Source organism: Prosthecomicrobium sp. N25 (genome assembly GCF_037203705.1).
Taxonomy (GTDB): domain Bacteria; phylum Pseudomonadota; class Alphaproteobacteria; order Rhizobiales; family Ancalomicrobiaceae; genus Prosthecodimorpha.
The window spans coordinates 593458-615993 of record NZ_JBBCAT010000003.1; the positions used below are offsets into that span (position 1 = coordinate 593458).

Annotated in this window: 13 protein-coding genes; 10 read left to right on the forward strand and 3 right to left on the reverse strand. The window is 70.1% G+C overall.

Annotation, left to right across the window (positions count from 1 at the left end; translation table 11 throughout):
* Positions 1-129: 129 nt before the first annotated feature.
* The gene (locus WBG79_RS21995) at positions 130-2259 is read right to left on the reverse strand and encodes a L,D-transpeptidase family protein (RefSeq protein ID WP_337359365.1); all 2130 of its coding nucleotides are present in this window, start codon (positions 2257-2259) and stop codon (positions 130-132) included.
* A 98-nt stretch (positions 2260-2357) separates the two neighbouring features.
* Positions 2358-3944 carry a sigma-54-dependent transcriptional regulator gene (locus WBG79_RS22000; RefSeq protein ID WP_337359366.1) on the reverse strand — a complete coding sequence of 529 codons (1587 nt, stop codon included), beginning with the start codon at positions 3942-3944 and terminating at the stop codon, positions 2358-2360.
* 236 nt (positions 3945-4180) lie between these two features.
* Here WBG79_RS22000 and WBG79_RS22005 point away from each other — a divergent pair, with 236 nt between their 5' ends.
* The 10 genes from WBG79_RS22005 (at position 4181) to WBG79_RS22050 (ending at position 13337) form a co-directional block, all read left to right on the forward strand.
* Positions 4181-6025 (forward strand): M3 family oligoendopeptidase, encoded by a 1845-nt coding sequence (locus tag WBG79_RS22005; protein ID WP_337359367.1) that lies wholly within the window; start codon positions 4181-4183, stop codon positions 6023-6025.
* Positions 6026-6126: 101 nt separating this feature from the next.
* Entirely contained in the window at positions 6127-6609 is a 483-nt protein-coding gene (locus tag WBG79_RS22010; protein ID WP_337359368.1) for a hypothetical protein, read from the forward strand.
* 70 nt (positions 6610-6679) lie between these two features.
* A complete protein-coding gene (locus WBG79_RS22015; protein ID WP_337359369.1) occupies positions 6680-7573 on the forward strand; it encodes a heme-dependent oxidative N-demethylase family protein in 894 nt (297 codons plus the stop codon).
* Between the two features lie 109 nt (positions 7574-7682).
* The gene (locus WBG79_RS22020; protein ID WP_337359370.1) at positions 7683-7907 is read left to right on the forward strand and encodes an AbrB/MazE/SpoVT family DNA-binding domain-containing protein; all 225 of its coding nucleotides are present in this window, start codon (positions 7683-7685) and stop codon (positions 7905-7907) included.
* Positions 7904-8314, forward strand: coding sequence for a type II toxin-antitoxin system death-on-curing family toxin (locus tag WBG79_RS22025; protein WP_337359371.1), 411 nt, complete (start codon positions 7904-7906; stop codon positions 8312-8314). The genes WBG79_RS22020 and WBG79_RS22025 overlap by 4 nt, the downstream gene beginning before the upstream one ends.
* Before the next feature lie 97 nt (positions 8315-8411).
* Positions 8412-9788 (forward strand): ABC1 kinase family protein, encoded by a 1377-nt coding sequence (locus WBG79_RS22030; RefSeq protein ID WP_337359372.1) that lies wholly within the window; start codon positions 8412-8414, stop codon positions 9786-9788.
* Positions 9789-10000: 212 nt separating this feature from the next.
* The gene (locus WBG79_RS22035; RefSeq protein ID WP_337359373.1) at positions 10001-10129 is read left to right on the forward strand and encodes an aa3-type cytochrome c oxidase subunit IV; all 129 of its coding nucleotides are present in this window, start codon (positions 10001-10003) and stop codon (positions 10127-10129) included.
* Positions 10130-10323: 194 nt separating this feature from the next.
* Complete coding sequence (locus WBG79_RS22040) at positions 10324-11454, forward strand: Re/Si-specific NAD(P)(+) transhydrogenase subunit alpha (RefSeq protein ID WP_337359374.1); 1131 nt, start codon at positions 10324-10326, stop codon at positions 11452-11454.
* Positions 11455-11464: 10 nt separating this feature from the next.
* The gene (locus WBG79_RS22045) at positions 11465-11935 is read left to right on the forward strand and encodes a proton-translocating transhydrogenase family protein (RefSeq protein WP_337359375.1); all 471 of its coding nucleotides are present in this window, start codon (positions 11465-11467) and stop codon (positions 11933-11935) included.
* A 4-nt stretch (positions 11936-11939) separates the two neighbouring features.
* Complete coding sequence (locus WBG79_RS22050) at positions 11940-13337, forward strand: NAD(P)(+) transhydrogenase (Re/Si-specific) subunit beta (RefSeq protein ID WP_337359376.1); 1398 nt, start codon at positions 11940-11942, stop codon at positions 13335-13337.
* Positions 13338-13425: 88 nt separating this feature from the next.
* On the opposite strand, the gene WBG79_RS22055 is transcribed toward WBG79_RS22050, so the two are convergent.
* Positions 13426-22401: a hypothetical protein gene (locus WBG79_RS22055; RefSeq protein ID WP_337359377.1), complete on the reverse strand. Its 8976-nt coding sequence runs from the start codon at positions 22399-22401 to the stop codon at positions 13426-13428.
* Positions 22402-22536 lie beyond the last annotated feature (135 nt).

Consider the following 22536-nt stretch of genomic DNA (forward strand, 5'->3'; position numbering starts at 1 on the left):
CCGGTCGCCCCAAATTCGGACCGACTGGTTAACGAACCGTTCACCGTAACGGCGCGCCGCGCGGTCAGCGCCAGGCTGGACGGCGCTCGTGGCGATGCGCGGCCGGACGGGTTTCGGGAACGCCGGACATCAGAGCCCGAGCAGGCGCTTGGTCTTCTCGTTGTGTCCATAAACGTCCGCCCGCGACTCCACGTGTCCGTCGTCCGCAACGAAGACCGTGAAGTAGGCGAGGTGGACCTCCAGCTTGCGCTTCAGCCACAGCCAGCGCTCGCTGCCCCCCACCATGGCCTTGAGCTTCGAGCCGTCGAGCCCGCTGGGCTCCTCCGACAGGACGGCGTCCGCGAAGGCGAAGGGCTCGTTGACGCGCACGCAGCCGTGCGACAGCGCCCGGTAGCTCTGCTGGAACAGGCCGCGCGACGAGGTGTCGTGCAGGTAGACGGAATGCTGGTTCGGGAACATGAACTTGATGTTGCCCAGGGCATTGCCGCCGCCAGGCCGCTGGCGCACCCGCACCGCCGCCGGGTTGACGGTCGACCAGTCGACCGCCGAGGCACTGACCACCTTCGACCCGACCACGACCTCGTAGTTGCCGCGGTCCAGGTAGGCCCCCGACGTCGCCTGGATCTTGTCCAGCATCTCCTTCTTGAGGATGGAGACCGGCACGTTCCAGTAGGGGTTGACGATGATGTGGGTCATCGTCTCGGAGAAGACAGGCGTCTGGTTCTGCACCTTGCCGACGATGACGCGCGTGCGGTGGATGGCCCGCCCGCCGGCGACCACGTCGAGGTGGAAGTCCGGGATGTTGACGAAGACGTGCAGCGAGCCGAGGTCGCGCGGCAGCCAGCGCCAGCGCTCCATGTTGGCGATGATGTCAGCGACCTTGGGCTCACCGGCTCCGGCCGGCGCGGCCCCGGCCGAGGCCGGCCCGTTCAGCGCCGCCAGGGTCGCCGGCCCGACCACGCCGGTCGCCTTGATGCCGTTCTCGCGCTGGAAGGCGCGCACGGCCTCCACGAGCGCCGGATCGTAGCTGTCCGCGTCCGACACCGAGGTGCCGACGCCGAGCCGCTCTCGCAGCACCGCGACCCGCTCGTCCCGCTGGCCGGGCTTGAGGCTCGGCCCGTCGGGCACCCGCGCCTGGAGGGGCGTCGCCACGCCGGCCGAGACGGGCCTCTCCATCTGGGCGAGCCGGGCGCGCAGCCGGCGGTAGCCCTCGTGGGGCGGATTGTAGGCCTGCAGGGCGGCCGAGACGTCCGTCGCCGCAGCGGTCTCCGCCAGGACGGCCGCCGGGTCGATCTGCGGCGGCTTGGCCGTCACCAGCGCCGAGAGCCGGGTCGGGTCGAACCGCCCCGACATGGCGTGGGAGGCGTAGCGCAGCGCCGACTGGGCGAAGGCGAGTTCCACCTGGGCGAGGTCGGCCGCGCTCGCGCCCGGCGCCGGCAGACGCACCGCGTAGTCCGACGCGTCGAGCCCGTCCTCCCCGGCGCGACCGAACCGGTCGGCCGCGGACCGGGCGCGCTCGGTCAGGCCGCTGCCGCCGGTCCACACCGGTTGGTAGGCCCGTCCCTCGTAGAAGGCCTGGATGGCCGCCCGCGTCTTGCGCTCCTCGCCGGTCGCCTTGTCGCGGCCGAAGTCGGCCACGGCGGCCTGGATCGCCGCCGCGAGCGCATCGTCGGGAACCGCAAGGGCCGCCGCCGCCTGCGGCGCCACCGCCGTCACCGAGCCGGTGCGGACCGGCTGGGCGGCGGGCACGGGCGTCGCCGCGGGGACGGGCGCGGCCGGCGCGGGCGCGGCCGCGATCGACGGCATGGCCGGCGCGTCGGTCGGCAGGGTCAGCGGGTGCGGCAGGCGTGCGGCGATCTCGGCGGCGGTCGGCGGCTCCGGCGCGGGCGCGGCGGCGATCGCCGGCACGGGCGGCGCCTCGGTCGGCAGGACGATCGGGTTGGAAAGCGTGAGGTCCGGCGCCTCCTCGGCCCGGACGGGCTCGGGCGCGGCCGCCACGGTGGCGTCGATGCCGGGACGAAGTTCGCCGGCGAGCGCGTTCGGGGCGGGATCGGCCAGCGCGCCCGCCTGCCCGAGGCTGACGCCGTGCGGCGCGGTCTCGACCGCCCGTTCGGCGATCTCGGAACCCGAGGACGATCCGGCGGACGGCTCGGCCGCCGGGGCCGTCACCCGCGCCGCCTCCTCGGCCGCGACGGCGCTCACCATGAGCAACGCCAGGGCTGTGCCACCCACGAACGACGACCACGAGCGGCGAATCATGCCGAGCTCCCGAATGAAAAACCGGCTTCGAATGACCTTACGCCAGCTGAAGCGCAGGCCCGGTGCGGATTCAACTGCCATCGCACCGGTCTGCGGCTCTATTCGGCCGCTTCGACGCCAGGTGTGTCATCCAAACCATATTCCTTCAGCTTTCGGTAGAGGGTGGATCGGCCGATCCCGAGCCGCCGCGCCACTTCCGACATGCGCCCGCCATAGTGTTCGATGGCGATCCGGATCATCTCCTCTTCGATCCCGGTCAGAGTCCGGACGTGCCCGTTGGCATCCAGGCTCCTCAGGAAACCGAAGGGCGCCGGCCCGCTTCCCGACGCGAACCCGTTCGGGTCCGGCGACCAGCCGGACATCGGCGACAGGCTCGCGACAGGCGCCGGCGGCGGTGCGGCGGCCTCCGGGGCGGAGGCGGCCGGCGCGGCGACGCTCACGTCGAATTGAGCCGGATGGCGCGAAAGTGTGGCCGGCGCGGACCGCGGCAGCTGCCCGAGCTGGGCGGCGATCTGCGGGAACTCGTCGGCCCCGAGGTAGGGCACGTCGTCGGCGAGCACCACGGCGCGGAAGACCGCGTTCTCGAGCTGCCGGATGTTGCCCGGCCAGTCGTAGCGCTGGAGGAGTTCTGTCGCCTCCCCGTCGATGCCGACCAGCCGCCGCTTCTTCTCCTCCGCGGCGAAGCGGGCGATGAAGTGGCGGACGAGGTCCGGGATGTCCTCCTTGCGGTCCCTGAGCGGCGGAATCCAGATCGGGAAGACGTTGAGCCGGTAGTAGAGGTCCTCCCGGAAGCGGCCCTCGCGCGTCATGTCGAGCAGGCTGCGGTTGGTGGCCGAGATCAGGCGGAAATCGACCTTCACGGTCCGCCGCCCGCCCACGGGCTCCACCTCGCCCTCCTGGATGGCGCGCAGGAGCTTCACCTGCATGTCGGGCGGCAGCTCGCCGACCTCGTCGAGGAACAGCGTCCCCCCGTGCGCCTCCTGGAACTTGCCGAGATGACGCTCCAGCGCCCCCGTGAACGAGCCCTTCTCGTGGCCGAACAGGATGGACTCGACCAGGTTTTCCGGGATCGCCCCGCAATTGACGGTGACGAAGGGCTTGGACCTGCGATCGGACGAGCCCTGGATCGCCCGCGCGATCAGCTCCTTGCCGACCCCCGACTCGCCCTCGATCAGGATCGGGATGGTCGAGGCCGCGGCGCGCTCCCCGAGCCGCAGCACCCGCGCCATCGCGGGGCTCTTGGTGACGATGTCCGAGAAGCCGAGCGTGCCGGACTCCGCCCGCTTGATGCGGCCGACCTCGGTCTCCAGCGACGCCACCTTGAGGGCGTTCTGGATCGAGACCTGCAGGCGCTCCGGCGAGACCGGCTTGACCACGAAGTCGAAGGCCCCGGCCCGCATGGCCGAGACGACCACGTCGATGCCGCCGTGGCTCGTCTGCACGATAACGGGCTTGTCGATGCCGGCCTTGCGCAGGCGCGTCAGCACCGCCATGCCGTCCAGGTCGGGCATCACGAGGTCGAGCACCACGAGCCCGACGTCCTGCCCCTCCGGCGCGGTCAGGATGCGGAGCGCCTCGGCCCCGCTGTCGACCGCCCTGGCCGGATGTCCGAAGCGCTTGACCGCCTCCTCCAGGAGCCGGCGCTGGATCGGGTCGTCGTCGACGATGAGGATGCGTTCGGCCATGGAGCGGGCGCGGTCCGGTGCTGTTTCAGATCGGGACCGACTCTGGAAGCGAAGTCTTAACCGGCTCCTAAGACTTTGGCCGCCGGCCGGGAATTGCGGGGACGGGCGCGGTCCGGCGCGCCCGGGGCGATCGGCGGCCCGGCCGATGCGGCGTTGATTGCGGCGGGTCCGCGGTCCATATCTAACCCGCCTCCCCGCCCGGGGGGCCGCCTGTCAACGACGAGGATACCGCTTCCATGCCGTTCGCGCCCGCCTCCGCCGTCCGTTCGCCCGCCGCCATCGCCGGCGCCGCCGAGGCGGAAGGCCTGCCCGAATGGAACCTCGCGGACCTCTATCCCTCCATGGATGGTCCGGAGGTGAAGGCCGACACCGACAAGGCGCTCGGCTGGGCCCGGTCCTTCGAGGAGAGCGCCAAGGGCAAGCTCGCCGGCCTCGCCGAGGGCGGCGCGGCGACCCGCATCGCCGAGCTGGTCGCCGAGTACGAGGCCCTGCAGGAGTTGCTCGGCCGGCTGATCTCCTTCGCGGGCCTGATCTATTCCGGCGACACCTCGGATCCGAAGCGCGCCAAGTTCTATTCCGACCTGCAGGACAAGATCACCCAGGCCTCGACCCACCTCATCTTCTTCGAGCTGGAGCTGAACCGCCTCGACGACGGCCTCGTCGCCGGCCTCATGGCGAAGGAGCCTCGGCTCGACCACTACCGGCCCTGGATCGAGGACATCCGCAAGGAGAAGCCGCACCAGCTCGAGGACCAGCTCGAGCGCCTCTTCCACGAGAAGTCGACGACCGGCCGGTCCGCCTGGAACCGCCTCTTCGACGAGACCATCTCGTCGCTCCGCTTCCACGTCGAGGGCAAGGAACTCGCCATCGAGCCGACCCTCAACCTGCTCCAGTCGCCCGTCGAGGCGACCCGCCGGGCCGCCGCGGACGCGCTCGCCGAGACCTTCAAGGCGAACATGCGGGTCTTCTCGCTGGTCACCAACGTGCTCGCCAAGGACAAGGAGATCTCCGACCGCTGGCGCGCCTTCGCGGACGTGGCGGATTCCCGCCACCTCGCCAACCGCGTCGAGCGCGAGGTGGTCGACGCCCTGGTGGCCGCCGTGCGCGCCGCCTTCCCGCAGCTCTCGCACCGCTACTATGCCCTGAAGGCGAAGTGGATGGGCAAGGACAAGCTGGACCACTGGGACCGCAACGCGCCCCTGCCCAAGGCCGAGACGCGCGACATCCCGTGGGGAGAGGCCCGCGACACCGTTCTCGACGCCTACGGCCGCTTCTCGCCCGACATGGCCGACATCGCCCGGCGTTTCTTCGACAAGGGCTGGATCGACGCCCCCGTGCGCCCCGGCAAGGCCCCGGGCGCCTTCGCGCACCCGACCGTGCCGTCCGTGCACCCCTACGTGCTGCTCAACTATCAGGGCAAGACGCGCGACGTGATGACCCTGGCGCACGAGCTCGGCCACGGCGTGCACCAGGTGCTGGCCGCGCCCAACGGCGCGCTCATGGCCCCGACCCCGCTGACGCTGGCCGAGACCGCCTCGGTGTTCGGCGAGATGCTGACCTTCAAGGCGCTCCTCTCCAAGGCGGCCTCCCCGGCCGAGAAGCAGGCCATGCTGGCCTCCAAGGTCGAGGACATGCTGAACACGGTCGTGCGCCAAATCGCCTTCTACACCTTCGAGCGCAAGGTCCACGTCGAGCGCCGCGAGGGCGAGCTGACCGCCGAACGCCTGTGCGAGATCTGGATGGAGGTGCAGGCAGAGAGCCTCGGCCCGGCGATCCGGCTCGGCCCCGGTTACGAGACCTACTGGACCTATATCCCGCACTTCATCCACTCGCCCTTCTACGTCTACGCCTACGCATTCGGCGACTGCCTGGTGAACTCCCTCTATGCCGTCTACGAGAACGCCGCCGAGGGCTTCCAGGACAAGTACTTCCAGCTCCTCAAGGCCGGCGGAACCCGCCACCACAAGGAGCTGCTCGCCCCCTTCGGCCTGGACGCCGGCGACCCGGGCTTCTGGTCCCTCGGCCTCGGCGTCGTCGAGCGCATGATCGGCGAGCTCGAGGCCATGGACGCGGCCCGCTGATCCGGGGCGCCCGGGCGGCCCGCGCCGCTCGGCCCGGGCTTCACCGCGGCCGGCATCGATGCTATCCGGAAGCACCGTCTCGGCTCTTTCCGGCAGGTCGCATGCGCAGGCTCTTCCAGGTGGTTCTCGGCGCGATCGTCGGCTTCGTGCTCGCCACCCTGATCAACGCCGGCCTGCTCTACTACCGGGCCGGCTGGGCGACGCCGGTCCCCCACCAGCACATCGCCTACGTGTCGCAGGCCCTCGGCGCCGCCCAGGACCGCATCGACTTCAGCGGCATCAACGACGGGGAGTGGTCCTGGCTCTGCCTGTTCGGCGGCGGGACCCAGCCGATCCTCTTCATGCGGACCGAGGCGGCCCGGCGCGGCGAGAGCGTCGAGATCCCGAGCGAGGTCGGCCGGCTGTTCTTCAACGGCGAAAAGGAGCCGGGCGCCCTCGGGCCCGACGACGGGGCCCTGTCGGTCGTCGACCCGCTCGGCAACCTGTCCATGGTCCGCTTCACCGGCCTTCCGCCGATCGCCGGCCTCAAGGGCCCGGTCTGCACCGACCGCAAGAACCCGGTCGTCAGCCTGGGCGGAGCCTGAGCCGTCCGGCATGCCCGCCCCCGCGCGATCCCGCATTGGCGGCCGTTCCCTGCCGGTCTAGCCTGCCCCGATGCCGACCTTCGCCCATACCCCCTACGACGGCTCGAAGAAGCCCTTCTCGATCGGCCTCTCGCCGATCCCGGAAGAGCGCTGGCTGGAGCCGGACGAACGCCTCCTGGTCGAGCTCGCCGAAAAGGACGCGCTCCTCGCCGAGAAGCGCGACGTGGTCTTCCGTGCCGAGCCGGACACGGAGGCGAGCCAGCGCGAGGTGCTGGACGCGATCCTGGCCCATCTCCTCGCCCGCCACCCCGATCGCTACCGCTGGGACCGCGACCACATCCTCGTCGACGGCAGCCGGTCCGTGCCGCTCTCTGCCGCCGAGCCCGCCCTGGCGACGGCCGCCCGCCTCGTCCAGGACGACCTCGTCCTCATGCGCCCGGGCGGCGCCGCGGGCTATCGCCTCGTCGCCGCCGCCCTGTGCTTTCCCTCCGCCTGGTCGCTCGCGGAGAAGTTCGGGGCCTCGCTCGACGGCCTCCACGGCAACGTGCCCGGCTATGCCGAGCACCTGGGGGTTCGGATGAAGCGGATCTTCGAGGGCCTCAAGCCCGGCATCATCGTGGAGCGGCTGAACTGGTCGATCTACCCGGACGCCGAGCTGCATCATCCGGAATCGAAGGAGCGCCCGCGCGACTGGTTCGGCATGGACCGCAGCGCCTTCATCCGCGTGGAGCGCCAGACGCTCCGCCGCATGCCAGCCTCGGGCGACATCCTGTTCACGATCCGTGTCCTGGTCGATCCCTTCGGGGCCTTCGAGACCCACCCCGACGGCCGCCGGCTCGCCGCCGGCCTGCGCGCCCAGCTCCTCGCCCTCGACCCCGACCAGCTCCGCTACAAGAACCTGCAGGATCACCGCGATCTGGTCGCCGCGGAACTGGCCCGGATCGCGGGGTTATCGGGGCCATGAGGCCGGCCGGGCGCGCCCGGCCCTCCCATCGCTGTGAACGGACGCGTTGTACGTTGCGTATAACGGGGAGCAGCGTTATACCATTCGTACAACGAGACCGGAGCAAGTGATGAAACTCGAGATCAAGAAGATCGGCAATTCGGCCGGGCTCATCCTGCCGAAGGAGTTGCTCATCGAACTCGGCCTCGCCCAGGGAGACGTCCTGACCCTGACCCGGCAGCCGGACGGCAAGATCGTGCTCTCCCGCCGGGACGACACGTTCGAGAAGGGCATGGAGATCGCCCGGAAGGCCATGAAGACCTACGAGAACACCCTCCGCGAACTCGCCAAATGACCGACATCGTCTGGCTCGCCGCGGACCTCGTCGTCGCGTTCCACGATGAGCAACTGGCGCGTTTCGGAGGTCCGCCGGGCATCCGCGACATCGGGCTGCTCGAGTCCGCACTCGGACGTCCGATGAACAGGTACGCCTATGAAGGCGAGGAGGACCCGGCGGCGCTCGCGGCGGCCTATGCCTACGGGATCGCCCGGAACCATCCTTTCGTGGACGGAAACAAGCGCGCCGCCTTCCTGTCCATCGTGGTCTTCCTGGGCCTCAACGGCGTGGACTTCAGGGTCCCGGAACCGGAGGCGGTGGTCGTGATCCTGAGCCTCGCGGCGGGGACCATGGACGAGGAGGGCCTGGCCCGCTGGATCCGCGACCGGATCGCGGACGCCCCGGCCGGATCCCCGGAGGACTGAGTCTCGTGGCATCCGGCTCCGCGCCGGGCTCGTATCGGCGGGGGGGCCGGCCTATCTCAAGCCGGTCCCGATTTCGCACTCACCGAGGCAATGCCGGATGGCTCCCAATGACGACGAGAAGAACCGCCTCTCCGGCCGCGTCTCCCGCTATGCCCGCGTGGGCACCGGGGTCGGGTCGGCCGCGGCGCGCATTGCGGGCGCCCGCCTGTTCGGCGGCGATCCCGACCTGAGGCGCGAGGGCGAACTGCTCGCCGCCGCGCTCGGCCAGCTCAAGGGCCCGCTCATGAAGGTCGCCCAGCTGATGGCGACCATTCCGGACGCGATCCCCGCCGAATGGGCGGCCGAGCTGATGCGCCTGCAGGCCGACGCGCCCGCCATGGGCTGGGCCTTCGTCAAGCGCCGCATGATCGCGGAGCTGGGGCCCGGCTGGGAAAAGCGCTTCGCCTCCTTCGAGCATCAGCCCGCCCACGCCGCCTCGCTCGGCCAGGTCCACCGGGCGGTCTCGCTCGAGGGTGCGCCCCTCGCCGTGAAGCTGCAGTATCCCGACATGGAATCGGCCGTGGAGGCCGACCTGAGGCAGCTCGGCATCATCTTCTCGCTCCACAAGCGCATGCGGCCGGCCATCGACACGACCGAGATCCGCCAGGAGATCGCCGCCCGCATCCGGGAGGAGCTCGACTACGCCCGCGAGGCCCGCCACATGGCGCTCTACGCGGACATCTTCGCGGACGATCCGGACATCCGGGTTCCGACCCCCGTGCCGGCCCTCTCCACCCGCCGGCTCCTCACCATGAACTGGCTGCAGGGCAAGCCCATCCTGGCCCACAAGGAGGGTACGCAGGAGGATCGCAACCGGCTCGCCGCGGCCATGTTCAAGGCCTGGTGGTATCCTTTCAGCCACTACGGCGTGATCCACGGCGACCCGCATCTCGGCAACTACACGGTCTTCGAGGCGGACGGCGCGCCGGCCGGCATCAACCTCCTCGACTACGGCTGCATCCGGCTCTTCCCGCCCCGCTTCGTGAAGGGCGTCATCGACCTCTACCGCGGCCTCATGGAGGACGACCAGGACCGCATCGTCGCGGCCTACGAGAGCTGGGGCTTCCGCGGTCTCGACACCGAGCTGGTCGACATCCTGAACATCTGGGCGCGCTTCATCTACGGCCCGCTGCTGACCGACCGGGTCCGGCGCATCGCCGACGGCGTCTCCCCGACCGAGTACGGCCGCCGCGAGGCGATGCGGGTCGCCCAAGCCCTGAAGGAGAGGGGCCCGGTCACGGTGCCGCGCGAGTTCGTCTTCATGGACCGCGCCGCCATAGGCCTCGGCGGGGTGTTCCTGCATCTCGATGCGGAGCTGAACTTCTACCGGCTCTTCAACGACCAGATCGCCGGCTTCGACGTCGACCTCCTGGCCCGCCGGCAGGCCGATGCCTTCGCGCGGTCCGGGCTCACGCTCGGCGAAGCGGCGGCTTGACCCGTCCTGGCATCTGGTATACCAGTTTTGGTCGAAGGCTGGAGCGGCACCGCAGGTCGCGGCGGTGCCCCGGGTCCGCCGGAAAGTGCCGGAACGGGCCGCGCTGAGGCAATCCGTGCGTTGCCCGCGCCCCGGGCTTCTCCTATAAAGACGCGGGCCCGGGGCTGCCTGCCGGGACGGAACATTCGAAGGACGAACGAGGGGCTCGAGAGATGGCCGAACATCCCGCCATGGACTACGCGGAACACGAGAAGACCTACAGGATGTTCCTGGCGCTGACGAAGTGGGGCACGATCTCCATCATCGTCCTCCTCATCCTGATGGCGATTTTCCTCGTATGATCGCGCGCCGCCCCCGGGTCGACCGGCGGGCGGCGTCTTCGTCGCGGGCCCGAGCGGTCGAGCGCCTTCCGGGGCTCTCCTGAACGTCACGGACTGTCCGGCCGCGCCGGACCGGCACGCGGGCGCCCGCCCGCTCGCCTACCACGATTTCCCGGCGCTCCTCGGCTGAAGGGGACGCCGTGCAGGGGGTTCTCATGAAGATAGCCGTTCCGAAGGAACGCGACCCGCAGGAGGGCCGCGTCGCCGCCACGCCGGACACCGTGAAGAAATTCAAGGGTCTCGGCGCCGAGGTGGTGGTCGAGGCGGGTGCGGGGCTCAAGTCCCGCATCCCCGATGCCGACTACGAGGCCGCCGGCGCCACGCTGGCGTCCGATCCCGCCGCCGTCCTGGCCGATGCCGACATCGTGCTGACGGTGCGGCGGCCGAACCCGGGCGACGTCCGCGGCGCCAAGCCGGGCGCCCTGCTCATCGGGGCGCTCGACCCCTATGGCCAGAAGGAGGCCATGCAGGGTCTCGCGGACGCCGGCTACGCCGCCTTCGCGATGGAGTTCATGCCCCGCATCACCCGCGCGCAGGTCATGGACATTCTCTCCTCGCAGGCGAACCTGGCCGGCTACCGCGCCGTGATCGACGCCTCCGCCGAGTACGACCGCGCCTTCCCGATGATGATGACCGCCGCCGGCACCGTCTCGGCCGCGAAGGTCTTCGTCATGGGCGCCGGCGTCGCCGGCCTGCAGGCGATCGCCACCGCCCGCCGCCTCGGCGCCGTGGTGACCGCCACCGACGTGCGCCCTGCCGCCAAGGAGCAGGTCGCCTCGCTCGGCGCCAAGTTCGTCGCCGTCGAGGACGAGGAGTTCAAGCAGGCCGAGACCGCGGCCGGCTACGCCAAGCCGATGTCCGCCGAGTACCAGGCCAAGCAGGCCGCCCTCGTCGCCGAGCACATCAAGAAGCAGGACATCGTCATCACCACGGCGCTCATCCCGGGCCGGCCGGCCCCGCGCCTGATCACGGCCGAGATGGTGCGCTCCATGCGGCCCGGCTCGGTGATCGTGGACCTCGCGGTCGAGCGTGGCGGCAACGTCGAGGGTTCGGTCGCCGGCGAGGTCGCCACCGTCGACGGCGTCAAGATCCTCGGCCACCTCAACATGGCCGGCCGCGTCGCCGCCAGCGCCTCGCTGCTCTACGCCAAGAACCTCTACGCCTTCGTCGAGACGCTGATCGACAAGAAGGAGAAGAAGCTCGCCGTCAACTGGGACGACGAGCTCGTCAAGGCGACCCTCATCACGAAGGACGGCCAGATCGTCCATTCCGCGCTCAAGAGCTGAGGCGAGACCCATGGCCAATCTCACCACCGAACAGGCGCTCGAACAGGCGCAGGCGGCCGCCCGGGCCGCGCGCGGCGCCGCCGACCAGGCCGCCGCCTATGCCAACCAGGCCCAGAACGCGGTCGACCAGTTCGCCGCCGCCGCCGGCGCCGCCGCCCACGCCGCGACTGGGGGCGCCATCGACCCCTTCGTGTTCCGCCTCTCCATCTTCGTGCTGGCGATCTTCGTCGGCTACTACGTGGTCTGGTCGGTCACCCCGGCGCTCCACACCCCGCTCATGTCGGTGACGAACGCGATCTCGTCCGTCATCGTGGTCGGCGCGCTCCTCGCCGTCGCGGTCCCGGTCGTAGCCGACGACTCCGGCCCGGTCTTCGCCCGGGTCTTCGGCTTCCTCGCCCTCGTCATGGCCAGCGTCAACATCTTCGGCGGCTTCCTGGTCACCCAGCGCATGCTGGCGATGTACAAGAAGAAGGAGCGGTGAGCTCATGAGCGCGAACATCACCGCCACCCTCTACCTCGTCGCCGCCGTCCTGTTCGTCCTGTCCCTGCGGGGGCTCTCGAGCCCGGCCACGTCCCGCCAGGGCAACCTCTACGGCATGATCGGCATGGGCATCGCCATCGTGGTGACGCTCATCGCCGCCCGGCCCTCCTTCGGCTCCGGCTTCCTGATCCTCCTCGGTCTCGCCGTCGGCGGCGGCATCGGCGCCTACACGGCGAAGAAGATCGAAATGACCGCGATGCCGCAGCTGGTCGCGGCCTTCCACAGCCTCGTCGGCATGGCCGCCGTCTTCGTGGCGGCCGGCGCCCTCTACGCCCCCCAGGCGATGGGCATCGGCACGGTCGGCCACATCCACGGCGGCAGCCTGGTGGAGATGGTGCTCGGCGTCGCCATCGGCGCCATCACCTTCTCGGGCTCGATCATCGCCTTCGCCAAGCTGAACGGCAACATGTCGGGCAAGCCGATCATGCTGCCCATGCGCCATGCCGTGAACATCGGACTGGCGGTGCTGCTGCTGATCCTGTCGATCGTCTTCGTGCGCACCGAGAGCCATCTGGCCTTCTGGGTCATCACGATCCTGAGCCTGATCCTCGGCGTCCTCATCATCGTCCCGATCGGCGGCGCCGACATGCCCGTCGTCGTGTCGATGCTGAACAGCTACTCGGGCTGGGCGGCGGCCGGCATCGGCTTCACGCTCGGCAACTCGGCGCTGATCATCACCGGCGCGCTCGTCGGCTCGTCGGGCGCGATCCTGTCCTACATCATGTGCAAGGGCATGAACCGGAGCTTCATCTCGGTCATCCTCGGCGGCTTCGGCGGCGAGACCGCGGGCCCCGCCGGCGGTCCGGCCGAGGCCCGTCCGGTCAAGCAGGGCTCCGCCGACGACGCCGCCTTCATCATGAAGAACGCCGAGAAGGTCATCGTCGTGCCGGGCTACGGCATGGCGGTCGCCCAGGCCCAGCATGCGGTGCGCGAGATGGCCGACAAGCTGAAGCACGCCGGCGTCGAGGTGAAATACGCGATCCACCCGGTGGCCGGCCGCATGCCCGGGCACATGAACGTGCTCCTGGCCGAGGCCAACGTCCCCTACGACGAAGTCTTCGAGCTCGAGGACATCAACAACGACTTCGCCCAGGCCGACGTCGCCTACGTGATCGGCGCCAACGACGTGACCAACCCGGCCGCCAAGACGGACCCGGCCTCGCCGATCTTCGGCATGCCGATCCTGGACGTCGAGAAGGCCAAGACGGTGCTGTTCATCAAGCGCGGCATGGGCTCCGGCTATGCCGGCGTCGAGAACGAGCTGTTCTTCCGCGACAACACCATGATGCTCTTCGGCGACGCCAAGAAGATGACCGAAGAGATCATCAAGAACCTCGATTGACGGTCCGCCGCTTCGGTCGGACGTCGAGGGGCCGCTCCGCGAGGAACGGCCCCTTTTCTTTTCGGGTCCCACGGACGGCCGCGTGGCGTTACCAGGTGATCTTCTCGATCCCCTGGAACGCCACCGAGCTGCCGTCCGCGAAGTCGATGTGGCCGGAGGAGTCGTTGCCTAGCGTCATCTCGGCGCCGCTCTGCGACGTGATGCTGAATCCGTTGTCGAGCACCAGCGTCCAGCCCGTCTGGGCCGCGAGCCCCGAGAAGCCCTCGAGCGCGATCGTATCGGTCCAGCCGCCCCCGGCCCCGCCGTCGATGGTGTCGCTGCCGTCACCGCCGGCATAGAGGAAGACGTCGCTCCCCGACCCGCCGGTGAGGACGTCGCCGCCGGTGTCGCCCCGAAGCGAGTCGTTGCCCGTTCCGCCGTCGAGGGCGTCGCTGCCCCCGCCGCCGGAGAGCAAGTCGTTGCCGGAGCCGCCCCACAGGGCGTTGGCGCCGGAATTGCCGGTCAGCGTATCGGCATAGCTGGAACCGACCAGGTTCTCGACCTCGTTGAGCGTGTCCGTACCGGCGCCGCCGGTCGCCTGCGCGGCCGTCGTCGCCAGGCTCACAGTGACGCCCGCCGTGGCATTCGAATAGCTGACCGTGTCGGTCCCGGTGCCGCCGTAGAATGTGTCGTTCCCCGAGCCGCCCTGCAGGAAGTCGTTGCCGGCATCGCCCATGAGGCCGTCGCCGCCGCCGCCGCCGACGATCGAGTCGTCGCCGGCACCGCCCTGCACCCACTCGTACGCCGATGAACCGGTGATCGTGTCGTTGCCGGACCCGCCCAGGACCTGCTCGAAGCCGCTGATCGTGTCCGAGCCGATCCCGGTCCCGCTCGCGAGGCCGGTGGCGAGGTTCACGGTCACGGCCGAGGTCTGGTCGGAGTAGTCCAGGAAGTCCCAGTAGGCCGAACCGCCGTCGAGGGAATCGTTGCCGGCGCCGCCCGAAATGGTGTCGTTGCCGTTGCCGCCCTGGATCGTGTCGGCGCCGTCGCCGCCCGACAGGGAGTCGTTGCCGTCGTTGCCCAGGATGGTGTCGACGCCGTCGCCGCCCAGCACCGTGTCGTCGCCGGAGCCGGCGTCGATCCAGTCCTCGCCGAACCCGCCGAGGATGCTGTCGTTGCCCGCCTCGCCGTAAAGAAAGTCGTTGCCGGACAGGCCGCTCAGGACGTTGTCGCCCGCCCCCCCGCGGATCGTGTCCGCCTGGTTCGACCCTGTCACATTCTCGAAGTTGAAGGCCTTGACGGTGAGCGAGCCGGTGTAGGTCTGCTTGCTGGTCGGCCCGATGTCGATGTTGACGTTGCCGCTGGCTGCCGCGAACGACAGGGTGTCGATCCCCGCACCGCCGTCCACGGTGGCGCTGCCCATCCCGATCTCGATCCAGTCGTCGCCGCCCTGGCCTTCGATGGAATCGGTGCCGGTACCCGCGTAGATCGTGTCGTTGCCGTCCCCGGCGAAGGCCGTGTCGTCCCCCGCCCCGAGATCGACGATGTCGGCGACCACTTGGCCGTTGGGAGTGTCGAAGATGTCGTTGCCGTTGCCGAGCGTGTAGGTGCCCGCCACGCTGCCGCCGAAGACCCGGTCGCCGTAGCTCGACCCGATGACGTTCTGGATGTTGGCGTAGCTGTCCCCGTTGGCGTCGCCCGCGAGGCCTCCGGCGGAGAAGTTCGTATACTGGCCGTCGCTGCCGATGCCGTCGGGGTCGTCCGAGTAGGCCTGGAGGGCGACCACGACGCCCGCCCCGGCGTTCGCGTAGCTGACCGTGTTGGTGCCGCTGCCGCCGTCCAGGAGGTCGCTGCCGGCGCCGCCGATCAGCGTGTCGTTGCCCGCGCCGCCGAAGAGGCTGTCGTTCGACGACCCGCCGTTCAGCGTGTCGTTGCCGCCGTTGCCCCAGATCGCATCCGCGCTCGAGGTGCCTGTCAGGCTGTCGGCCCCGGCCGTCCCCGAAGAGAGGATCGTCGATGTCGAGATGGTGCGGTCGGCGAACTGGAAGGACTCGACGTTGGTGACGATCTCGGTGCCGTCCGGCGACCCCGAACGCATGTCCGCGACCGTGTAGGTGGTGACCCCGCCCACGACCGCGACGGTCACCGCGTAGTCCGCCGCATTGCCGGCGAACCTGACGACGTCCGTGCCGGAACCGCCGTCGATCGTGTCGGTGCCGCCCGTGGCCACGATCGTGTCGTTGCCGGCGCCGGCACTGATGGAGTTCGCCCCGGACGTCCCGGTGATGCTGTCGCTTCCGGATCCGCCGCTGAGGTTCTCGAAGTTCGTTACGGACGCCACGATCGACGGCGAGCTCGTGTCGTAGACTGTCCCGCTCCCGAGGTCGACGACCAGGTTGTAGCTCTGGTTGGAGATGTCGAGCGTGTCCGTCCCGGTGCCGCCGTCGAGCGTGTCGAGGCCGCCGTTCGAGACCACCGTATCGTTGCCCGCCCCGGCCGAGATCGCGTTGTTGCCGGTGGTTCCGACCAGGCTGTCGTTGCCCGATCCGCCGGTGATGTTCTCGAACCCGGAGAGCGTGTCGGTCGCCCCGCCGCCGTCCGTCGCCGTGCCGGTGGCGAGATTGACCGTGACCCCGTTCGTCTCGCTCGCATACGAGACCGTGTCGGTGCCGGAACCGCCCACGAGCGAATCCGCCCCGCCCCCGCCCTCGATGGTGTCGTCGCCGCCCCCGCCGTCGATCGTGTTGGCCGCCGAGGAGCCGGTCAGCGAATCCGCGCCCGAGCCGCCCGTCACGTTCTCGAAGCCCGAAATCACGTCGCCCGCGGCCTGCCCGCCCAAGGCGGACGAGGTCGAGAGGTTGACGGTCACCCCCGAGGTATCCGCCGCATAGCTGAGCGTATCGGTCCCCGCCCCGCCGATCAGCGTGTCGGCGCCCGCGCCGCCCTGGAGGGTGTCGTTGCCGGCATCGCCCCAGATCGCATCCGCTCCCGCCGTTCCCGTCAGGCTGTCGGCCGCTCCGGAGCCGGTCGACAGGATCGCCGAGGTGGCGATGGTCCGGTCGGCGAATTGGAGGCTCTCGACGTTGGTGAGCGTCAGGGTCCCGTCGGGCGTGCCCGAGCGCAGGTCCGTCAGCGTATAGGAGGTGACGCCGCCGACGCTCGTGACCGCCACGTCGTAGTCCGAGGCCTTGCCCGAGAGCGCAACCGTATCGGTGCCGGTCCCGCCGTCGATCGTGTCCGCCCCGCCGCCTCCGCGGATCGTGTCGTTGCCGGCGCCGCCCGAGAGCGCGTTGGCGCCCGAGCTGCCGGTCAGGCTGTCGTCGTAGAAGCTGCCCGTGAGGTTCTCGATGGAGCCGTCGAGGGTGTCGATCCCGCCCCCGCCGGTGTTCTGGGCCGTGGTGACCGCCAGGTCGACCGTGACCCCGCTCCACACCAGACTGTAGTCGACGGTATCCGTGCCGGTGCCGCCCGACAGGCTGTCGTTCCCGCTGCCGGACCGGATCGTGTCGTTTCCCGCGCCGCCCAGCAAGGTGTCGTTGCCGTCCGACGAGCCGAGGAAATCGTCGCCGCCGTTGCCGGACAGCAGTTCGTCCCCAACCGTGCCGGACAGGAAGTCGCCCCCCGATCCGCCCTGCACGGCCTCGAACCCCGCGACCTTGGCGGTGCCGATAATCGACCCGATGGCCGTGCCATGTGTGAGGTTGACCGTCACGCCGGTCGTCTGCGCGCTGAGGTCGAGGACGTCGAAGCCTGCGCCGCCGTCGAGCGTGTCGCCGCCCGCGCTGCCCACGACCGTGTCGTTGCCGGCGCCGGCGCTGATCGAGTTCGCGGCCGCGGAGCCGGTCAGCAGGTCGTTGCCGCTGCCGGTGGCGAGGTTCTCGACGTTGCTGACCTTGAGCGTTCCGAAGTCGGTTCCGGTGCCTTGCGCCGCCGTCGAACCGAGATTGATGGTGACCGCCGCGGTGGACGCCGACGCATCGAGGAGGTCGATGCCGGCTCCGCCGTCGATCGTGTCGCCCCCCGCCGTGGCCACGATCTTGTCGTCGCCCGCCCCGGCGTCGATCGAGTTCGCCCCGGTCGAGCCCGTCAGGGTGTCGGCGGAGGCGCTGCCGCGGAGATTCTCGAATCCGGTTGCCGTGATGAGACCGGCGCCGCCGGTGTTCTGGGCACCGGCGGCGCCGAGGGAATAGGTCACGCCGGCGCCCACGGTGGAGAAGGACAGCAGGTCCGTGCCCGTGCCGCCGTCGAGCGTGTCCCCGCCGCTGGTCGCCTCCACGGTGTCGTTGCCGCCGCCCGCAGAGAGGCTGTTCGCCACGCCCGCAGCCCCGGTGAGCGAGTCGTTGCCCGATCCGCCCGTGACGTTCTCGAAACCCGAGATCACGTCGCCGGCCGCATCTCCGCCGGAAGCGGTGCCGGCCCCGAGGTCGACCGTCACGCCGGTCGTGTCGGCCGCATACGAGAGCGTGTCCGTGCCGCTGCCGCCGAACAGCGTGTCGGCCCCGGCCCCGCCCTCGATCGTGTCGTTGCCCGCATTGCCCCAGACCACGTTCGCACCCGAGGTGCCGGTCAGACCGTCTGCGGCGGCAGACCCGGTCGACAGAATCGCCGAGGTCGAGATCGTCCGGTCGGCGAACCGGAAGCTCTCGACGTTGGTGATCGTGTCGGTGCCGTCCGGCGAGCCCGAGCGGATGTCCGTCACCGTGTAGGCCGTGACCCCGCCCACGACCGCGACCGTCACCTCGTAGTCAGCCGCATTGCCGCTGAAGACCGCGACGTCGGTGTTGCTGCCTCCGTCCAGGCTGTCGTTGCCGGCCCCGCCCGTCAGCGTATCGTTGCCGTTTCCGCCCAGCAGGGTGTCGTCCCCGCCGCGTCCGTCGAGCACATCGTTGCCGCTCTGCCCGTCGAGAACGTTGGCGCCGCCGTCGCCCCACAGGAGGTCGTTGTAGTAGTTCGTCCCCTTGATGTTCTCGATCCCGACGAGTGTGTCGCCGGTGGCGAAGCCACCCGTTGCGGTTCCGGCCTGCAGGTCCACGGAGACCGCGGCGTCGGAATAGAAATAGTTCGCCGTGTCGCTGCCGGTTCCGCCGTCGAGCGTATCCGCGCCGAGAGACCCGTCGAGGGTGTCGTTCCCGGCGTCTCCGTAGAGGGCGTCGTTGCCGGTGTCGCCGAGGGCGTTGTAGTCGACATGGCCGAGGAGGCGGTCGTTGCCGTCGCCACCGTAGATGGTGTCGTTGCCCACGCCGCCGCGCAGCGTGTTGTCCGACGCGTTGCCGACGAGCAGGTCGTTGTAGGTGGAGCCTTGCACCACCGAGACGCCAATGTAGGTGTCGCCTTCGGCGTCGCCGCCATGGCCGACTCCGGCCCCGAGATCGACCGTGACGGCCGCGCCGGAGGCCGTGTAGTCGATCTTGTCGGCATTGATGACGTCCGCGCCCCCGCTGCCCATGGCGGTGTCGTTGCCGGCCCCGCCCACCATGGTGTCGGCCAGGCTGCTGCCGATGAGCAGGTCGTCGCCGTCGCCCCCGACCAAGGACGCCTGCTCGGTTCCGGCCGTCAGGGTGTCGTTGCCGGCCGTGCCCGTGATCGTGTCGATCACGTCCGTCAGGTTGACTGTGACCGTCTCGGTCCGGGTGTGCCCGGCCGCATCCGTGACCGTCAGGTCGAAGGTCCGGGTCCCCCCGGCCTCGAAATCGAGCACCGCGCCCGACGCGACCCGGATCTCGTTGCCGACCACCACGAAGCTCGCGGCATCGGTTCCAGACAGGCTGTAGGTGAAGCTCTCGCCGGTACCCGCATCGACCGTCGACAGGGTGGCGACCACCGTCCCCGCGGCCGAGTTCTCTGCGACCGTCCCGCCCGAGAGCTGGATGTCCGCGGGCCCGTTGTCGTTGACGTCCGTGAGGTTGACCGTGACCGTCTCGGTCCGGGTGTGCCCCGCCGCGTCCGTGACCGTCAGGTCGAAGGTCCGGGTCCCCCCGGCCTCGAAGTCGAGCACCGCCCCCGGGGCGACCCGGATCTCGTTGCCGACGACCATGAAGCTCGCGGCGTCGGTTCCCGACAGGCTGTAGCTGAAGGTCTCGCCGGTATCGGCATCGACGGTCGACAAGGTGGCAACGACCGTGCCGTCGGCGCTGTTCTCGGCGATCGTGCCGCCAGAGACCAGGATGTCAGAGGGTCCGTTGTCGTTGACGTCGGTGAGATTGACCGTGACCGTCTCTGTCCGGCTGTGCCCCGCCGCGTCCGTGACCGTCAGGTCGAACGTCCGGGTTCCGCCCGCCTCAAAGTCGAGCACCGCCCCCGGCGCGACCCGGATCTCGTTGCCGACCACCACGAAGCTCGCGGCATCCGTGCCGGCGAGACTGTAGCTGAAGCTCTCGCCGGTATCGGCGTCGACCGTTGAGAGCGTAGCAACGACCGTGCCGCCCGCGCTGTTCTCGGCGATGGTGCCGCCCGAGACCAGGATGTCGCTCGGCCCGTTGTCGTTGACGTCGGTCAGGTTGACCGTGACCGTCTCGGTCCGGCTGTGCCCGGCCGCGTCCGTGACCGTCAGGTCGAAAGTCCGGGTTCCGCCCGCCTCGAAGTCGAGCACCGCGCCCGGCGCGACCCGGATCTCGTTGCCGACGACCGTGAACGAGGCGGCGTCGGTCCCGGCCAGGCTGTAGGTGAAGCTTTCCCCCGTATCCACGTCGACCGCCGACAAGGTGGCGACAACCGTACCGCCAGCGCTGTTCTCGGCGATGGTGCCGCCCGAGACCAGGATGTCGCTCGGCCCGTTGTCGTTGACGTCGGTGAGGTCGACCGTGACCGTCTCGGTCCGGCTGTGCCCGGCCGCGTCCGTGACCGTCAGGTCGAAGGTCCGGGTCCCGCCCGCCTCGAAGTCGAGCACCGCCCCCGGCGCGACCCGGATCTCGGTGCCGACCACCACGAAGCTCGCGGCATCCGTGCCGGCGAGGCTGTAGGAGAAGCTTTCCCCCGTATCCACGTCGACCGCCGACAAGGTCGCCACGACCGCGCCGCCAGCGCTGTTCTCGGCGATCGTGCCGCCCGAGACGACGATGTCGCTCGGCCCGTTGTCGTTGACGTCGGTCAGGTTGACCGTGACCGTCTCGGTCCGGCTGTGCCCGGCCGCGTCCGTGACCGTCAGGTCGAAGGTCCGCGTGCCCCCCGCCTCGAAGTCGAGCACCGCGCCCGGCGCGACCCGGATCTCGTTGCCGACCACCACGAAGCTCGCGGCATCGGCGCCGGCCAGGCTGTAGCTGAAGCTCTCGCCCGTATCCGCGTCGACGGTCGACAAGTTGGCAACGACCGTACCGCCCGGGCTGTTCTCGGCGATGGTGCCGCCCGAGACCAGGATGTCGCTCGGCCCGTTGTCGTTGACGTCCGTGAGGTCGACCGTGACCGTCTCGGTCCGCGTATGCCCGGCCGCGTCCTTCACCGTCAGGTCGAAGGTCCGCGTGCCCCCCGCCTCGAAGTCGAGCACCGCGCCCGGTGCGACACGGATCTCGTTGCCCACGATCGTGAAGAGCCCGGCATCGGTCCCGGCGAGACTGTAGCTGAAGCTCTCGCCGGTATCCGCATCGACCGTCGACAAGGTCGCCACGACCGCGCCGCCAGCGCTGTTCTCGGCGATGGTGCCGCCGGTCACGACGATGTCGCTCGGCCCGTTGTCGTTGACGTCGGTCAGGTCGACCGTGACCGTCTCGGTCCGGGTGTGCCCGGCCGCATCCGTGACCGTCAGGTCGAAGGTGCGGGTCCCGCCCGCCTCGAAGTCGAGCACTGCGCCCGGCGCGACCCGGATCTCGTTGCCCACGATCGTGAAGAGCCCGGCATCGGTCCCGGCGAGACTGTAGCTGAAGCTCTCGCCGGTATCCGCATCGACCGTCGACAAGGTCGCCACGACCGCGCCGCCAGCGCTGTTCTCGGCGATGGTGCCGCCGGTCACGACGATGTCGCTCGGCCCGTTGTCGTTGACGTCGGTCAGGTTGACCGTGACCGTCTCGGTCCGGCTGTGCCCGGCCGCGTCCGTGACCGTCAGGTCGAAGGTCCGCGTGCCCCCCGCCTCGAAGTCGAGCACCGCCCCGGGCGCGACTCGGATCTCGTTGCCGACGACCACGAAGCTCGCGGCATCGGTCCCGGCGAGACTGTAGCTGAAGCTCTCGCCGGTATCGGCGTCGACCGCCGACAAGGTCGCCACGACCGTGCCGCCCGCGCTGTTCTCGGCGATCGTGCCGCCCGAGACCAGGATGTCAGAGGGCCCATTGTCGTTGACGTCGGTCAGGTCGACCGTGACCGTCTCGGTCCGGCTGTGCCCGGCCGCATCCGTAACCGTCAGGTCGAAGGTCCGCGTCCCCCCCGCCTCGAAGTCGAGCACCGCGCCCGGTGCGACACGGATCTCGTTGCCGACCACCGTGAACAGCCCGGCATCCGTGCCGGCTAGGCTGTAGTTGAACGTCTCACCGGTATCGGCATCGAGCGTGGAGAGGGTGGCGACCACCGTCCCGCCAGCGCTGTTCTCCGAGATCGTCCCGCCGGTCACGACGATGTCGCTCGGCCCGTTGTCGTTGACGTCGGTCAGGTTGACCGTGACCGTCTCGGTCCGGCTGTGCCCGGCCGCGTCCGTCACCGTCAGGTCGAAGGTCCGGCTCCCGCCCGACTCGAAGTCGAGCACCGCGCCCGGCGCGACCCGGATCTCGTTGCCGACGACCACGAAGCTCGCGGCATCGGTCCCGGCGAGACTGTAGCTGAAGCTCTCGCCGGTATCCGCGTCGACGGTCGACAAGGTCGCCACGACCGCGCCGCCAGCGCTGTTCTCGGCGATCGTGCCGCCGGTCACGACGATGTCGCTCGGCCCGTTGTCGTTGACGTCGGTCAGGTTGACCGTGACCGTCTCGGTCCGGCTGTGCCCGGCCGCGTCCGTGACCGTCAGGTCGAAGGTCCGCGTGCCCCCCGCCTCGAAGTCGAGCACCGCGCCCGGCGCGACACGGATCTCGTTGCCGACGACCACGAAGCTCGCGGCATCGGTCCCGGCGAGACTGTAGCTGAAGCTCTCGCCGGTATCGGCGTCGACCGCCGACAAGGTCGCCACGACCGTGCCGCCCGCGCTGTTCTCGGCGATAGTGCCGCCCGAGACCAGGATGTCAGAGGGCCCGTTGTCGTTGACGTCGGTGAGATTGACCGTGACCGTCTCGGTCCGCGTGTGCCCCGCCGCGTCCGTGACCGT

What these genes read in the sequence shown, in the direction of transcription:
- WBG79_RS22005 (WP_337359367.1), top strand. Translation starts at nt 4,181, where the DNA reads ATGCCGTTCGCGCCCGCCTCCGCCGTCCGTTCGCCCGCCGCCATCGCC.
- WBG79_RS22030 (WP_337359372.1), top strand. Translation starts at nt 8,412, where the DNA reads ATGGCTCCCAATGACGACGAGAAGAACCGCCTCTCCGGCCGCGTCTCC.
- WBG79_RS21995 (WP_337359365.1), bottom strand. Translation starts at nt 2,259, where the DNA reads ATGATTCGCCGCTCGTGGTCGTCGTTCGTGGGTGGCACAGCCCTGGCG.
- WBG79_RS22025 (WP_337359371.1), top strand. Translation starts at nt 7,904, where the DNA reads ATGACCGACATCGTCTGGCTCGCCGCGGACCTCGTCGTCGCGTTCCAC.
- WBG79_RS22000 (WP_337359366.1), bottom strand. Translation starts at nt 3,944, where the DNA reads ATGGCCGAACGCATCCTCATCGTCGACGACGACCCGATCCAGCGCCGG.
- WBG79_RS22050 (WP_337359376.1), top strand. Translation starts at nt 11,940, where the DNA reads ATGAGCGCGAACATCACCGCCACCCTCTACCTCGTCGCCGCCGTCCTG.
- WBG79_RS22040 (WP_337359374.1), top strand. Translation starts at nt 10,324, where the DNA reads ATGAAGATAGCCGTTCCGAAGGAACGCGACCCGCAGGAGGGCCGCGTC.
- WBG79_RS22020 (WP_337359370.1), top strand. Translation starts at nt 7,683, where the DNA reads ATGAAACTCGAGATCAAGAAGATCGGCAATTCGGCCGGGCTCATCCTG.
- WBG79_RS22035 (WP_337359373.1), top strand. Translation starts at nt 10,001, where the DNA reads ATGGCCGAACATCCCGCCATGGACTACGCGGAACACGAGAAGACCTAC.
- WBG79_RS22010 (WP_337359368.1), top strand. Translation starts at nt 6,127, where the DNA reads ATGCGCAGGCTCTTCCAGGTGGTTCTCGGCGCGATCGTCGGCTTCGTG.
- WBG79_RS22015 (WP_337359369.1), top strand. Translation starts at nt 6,680, where the DNA reads ATGCCGACCTTCGCCCATACCCCCTACGACGGCTCGAAGAAGCCCTTC.
- WBG79_RS22045 (WP_337359375.1), top strand. Translation starts at nt 11,465, where the DNA reads ATGGCCAATCTCACCACCGAACAGGCGCTCGAACAGGCGCAGGCGGCC.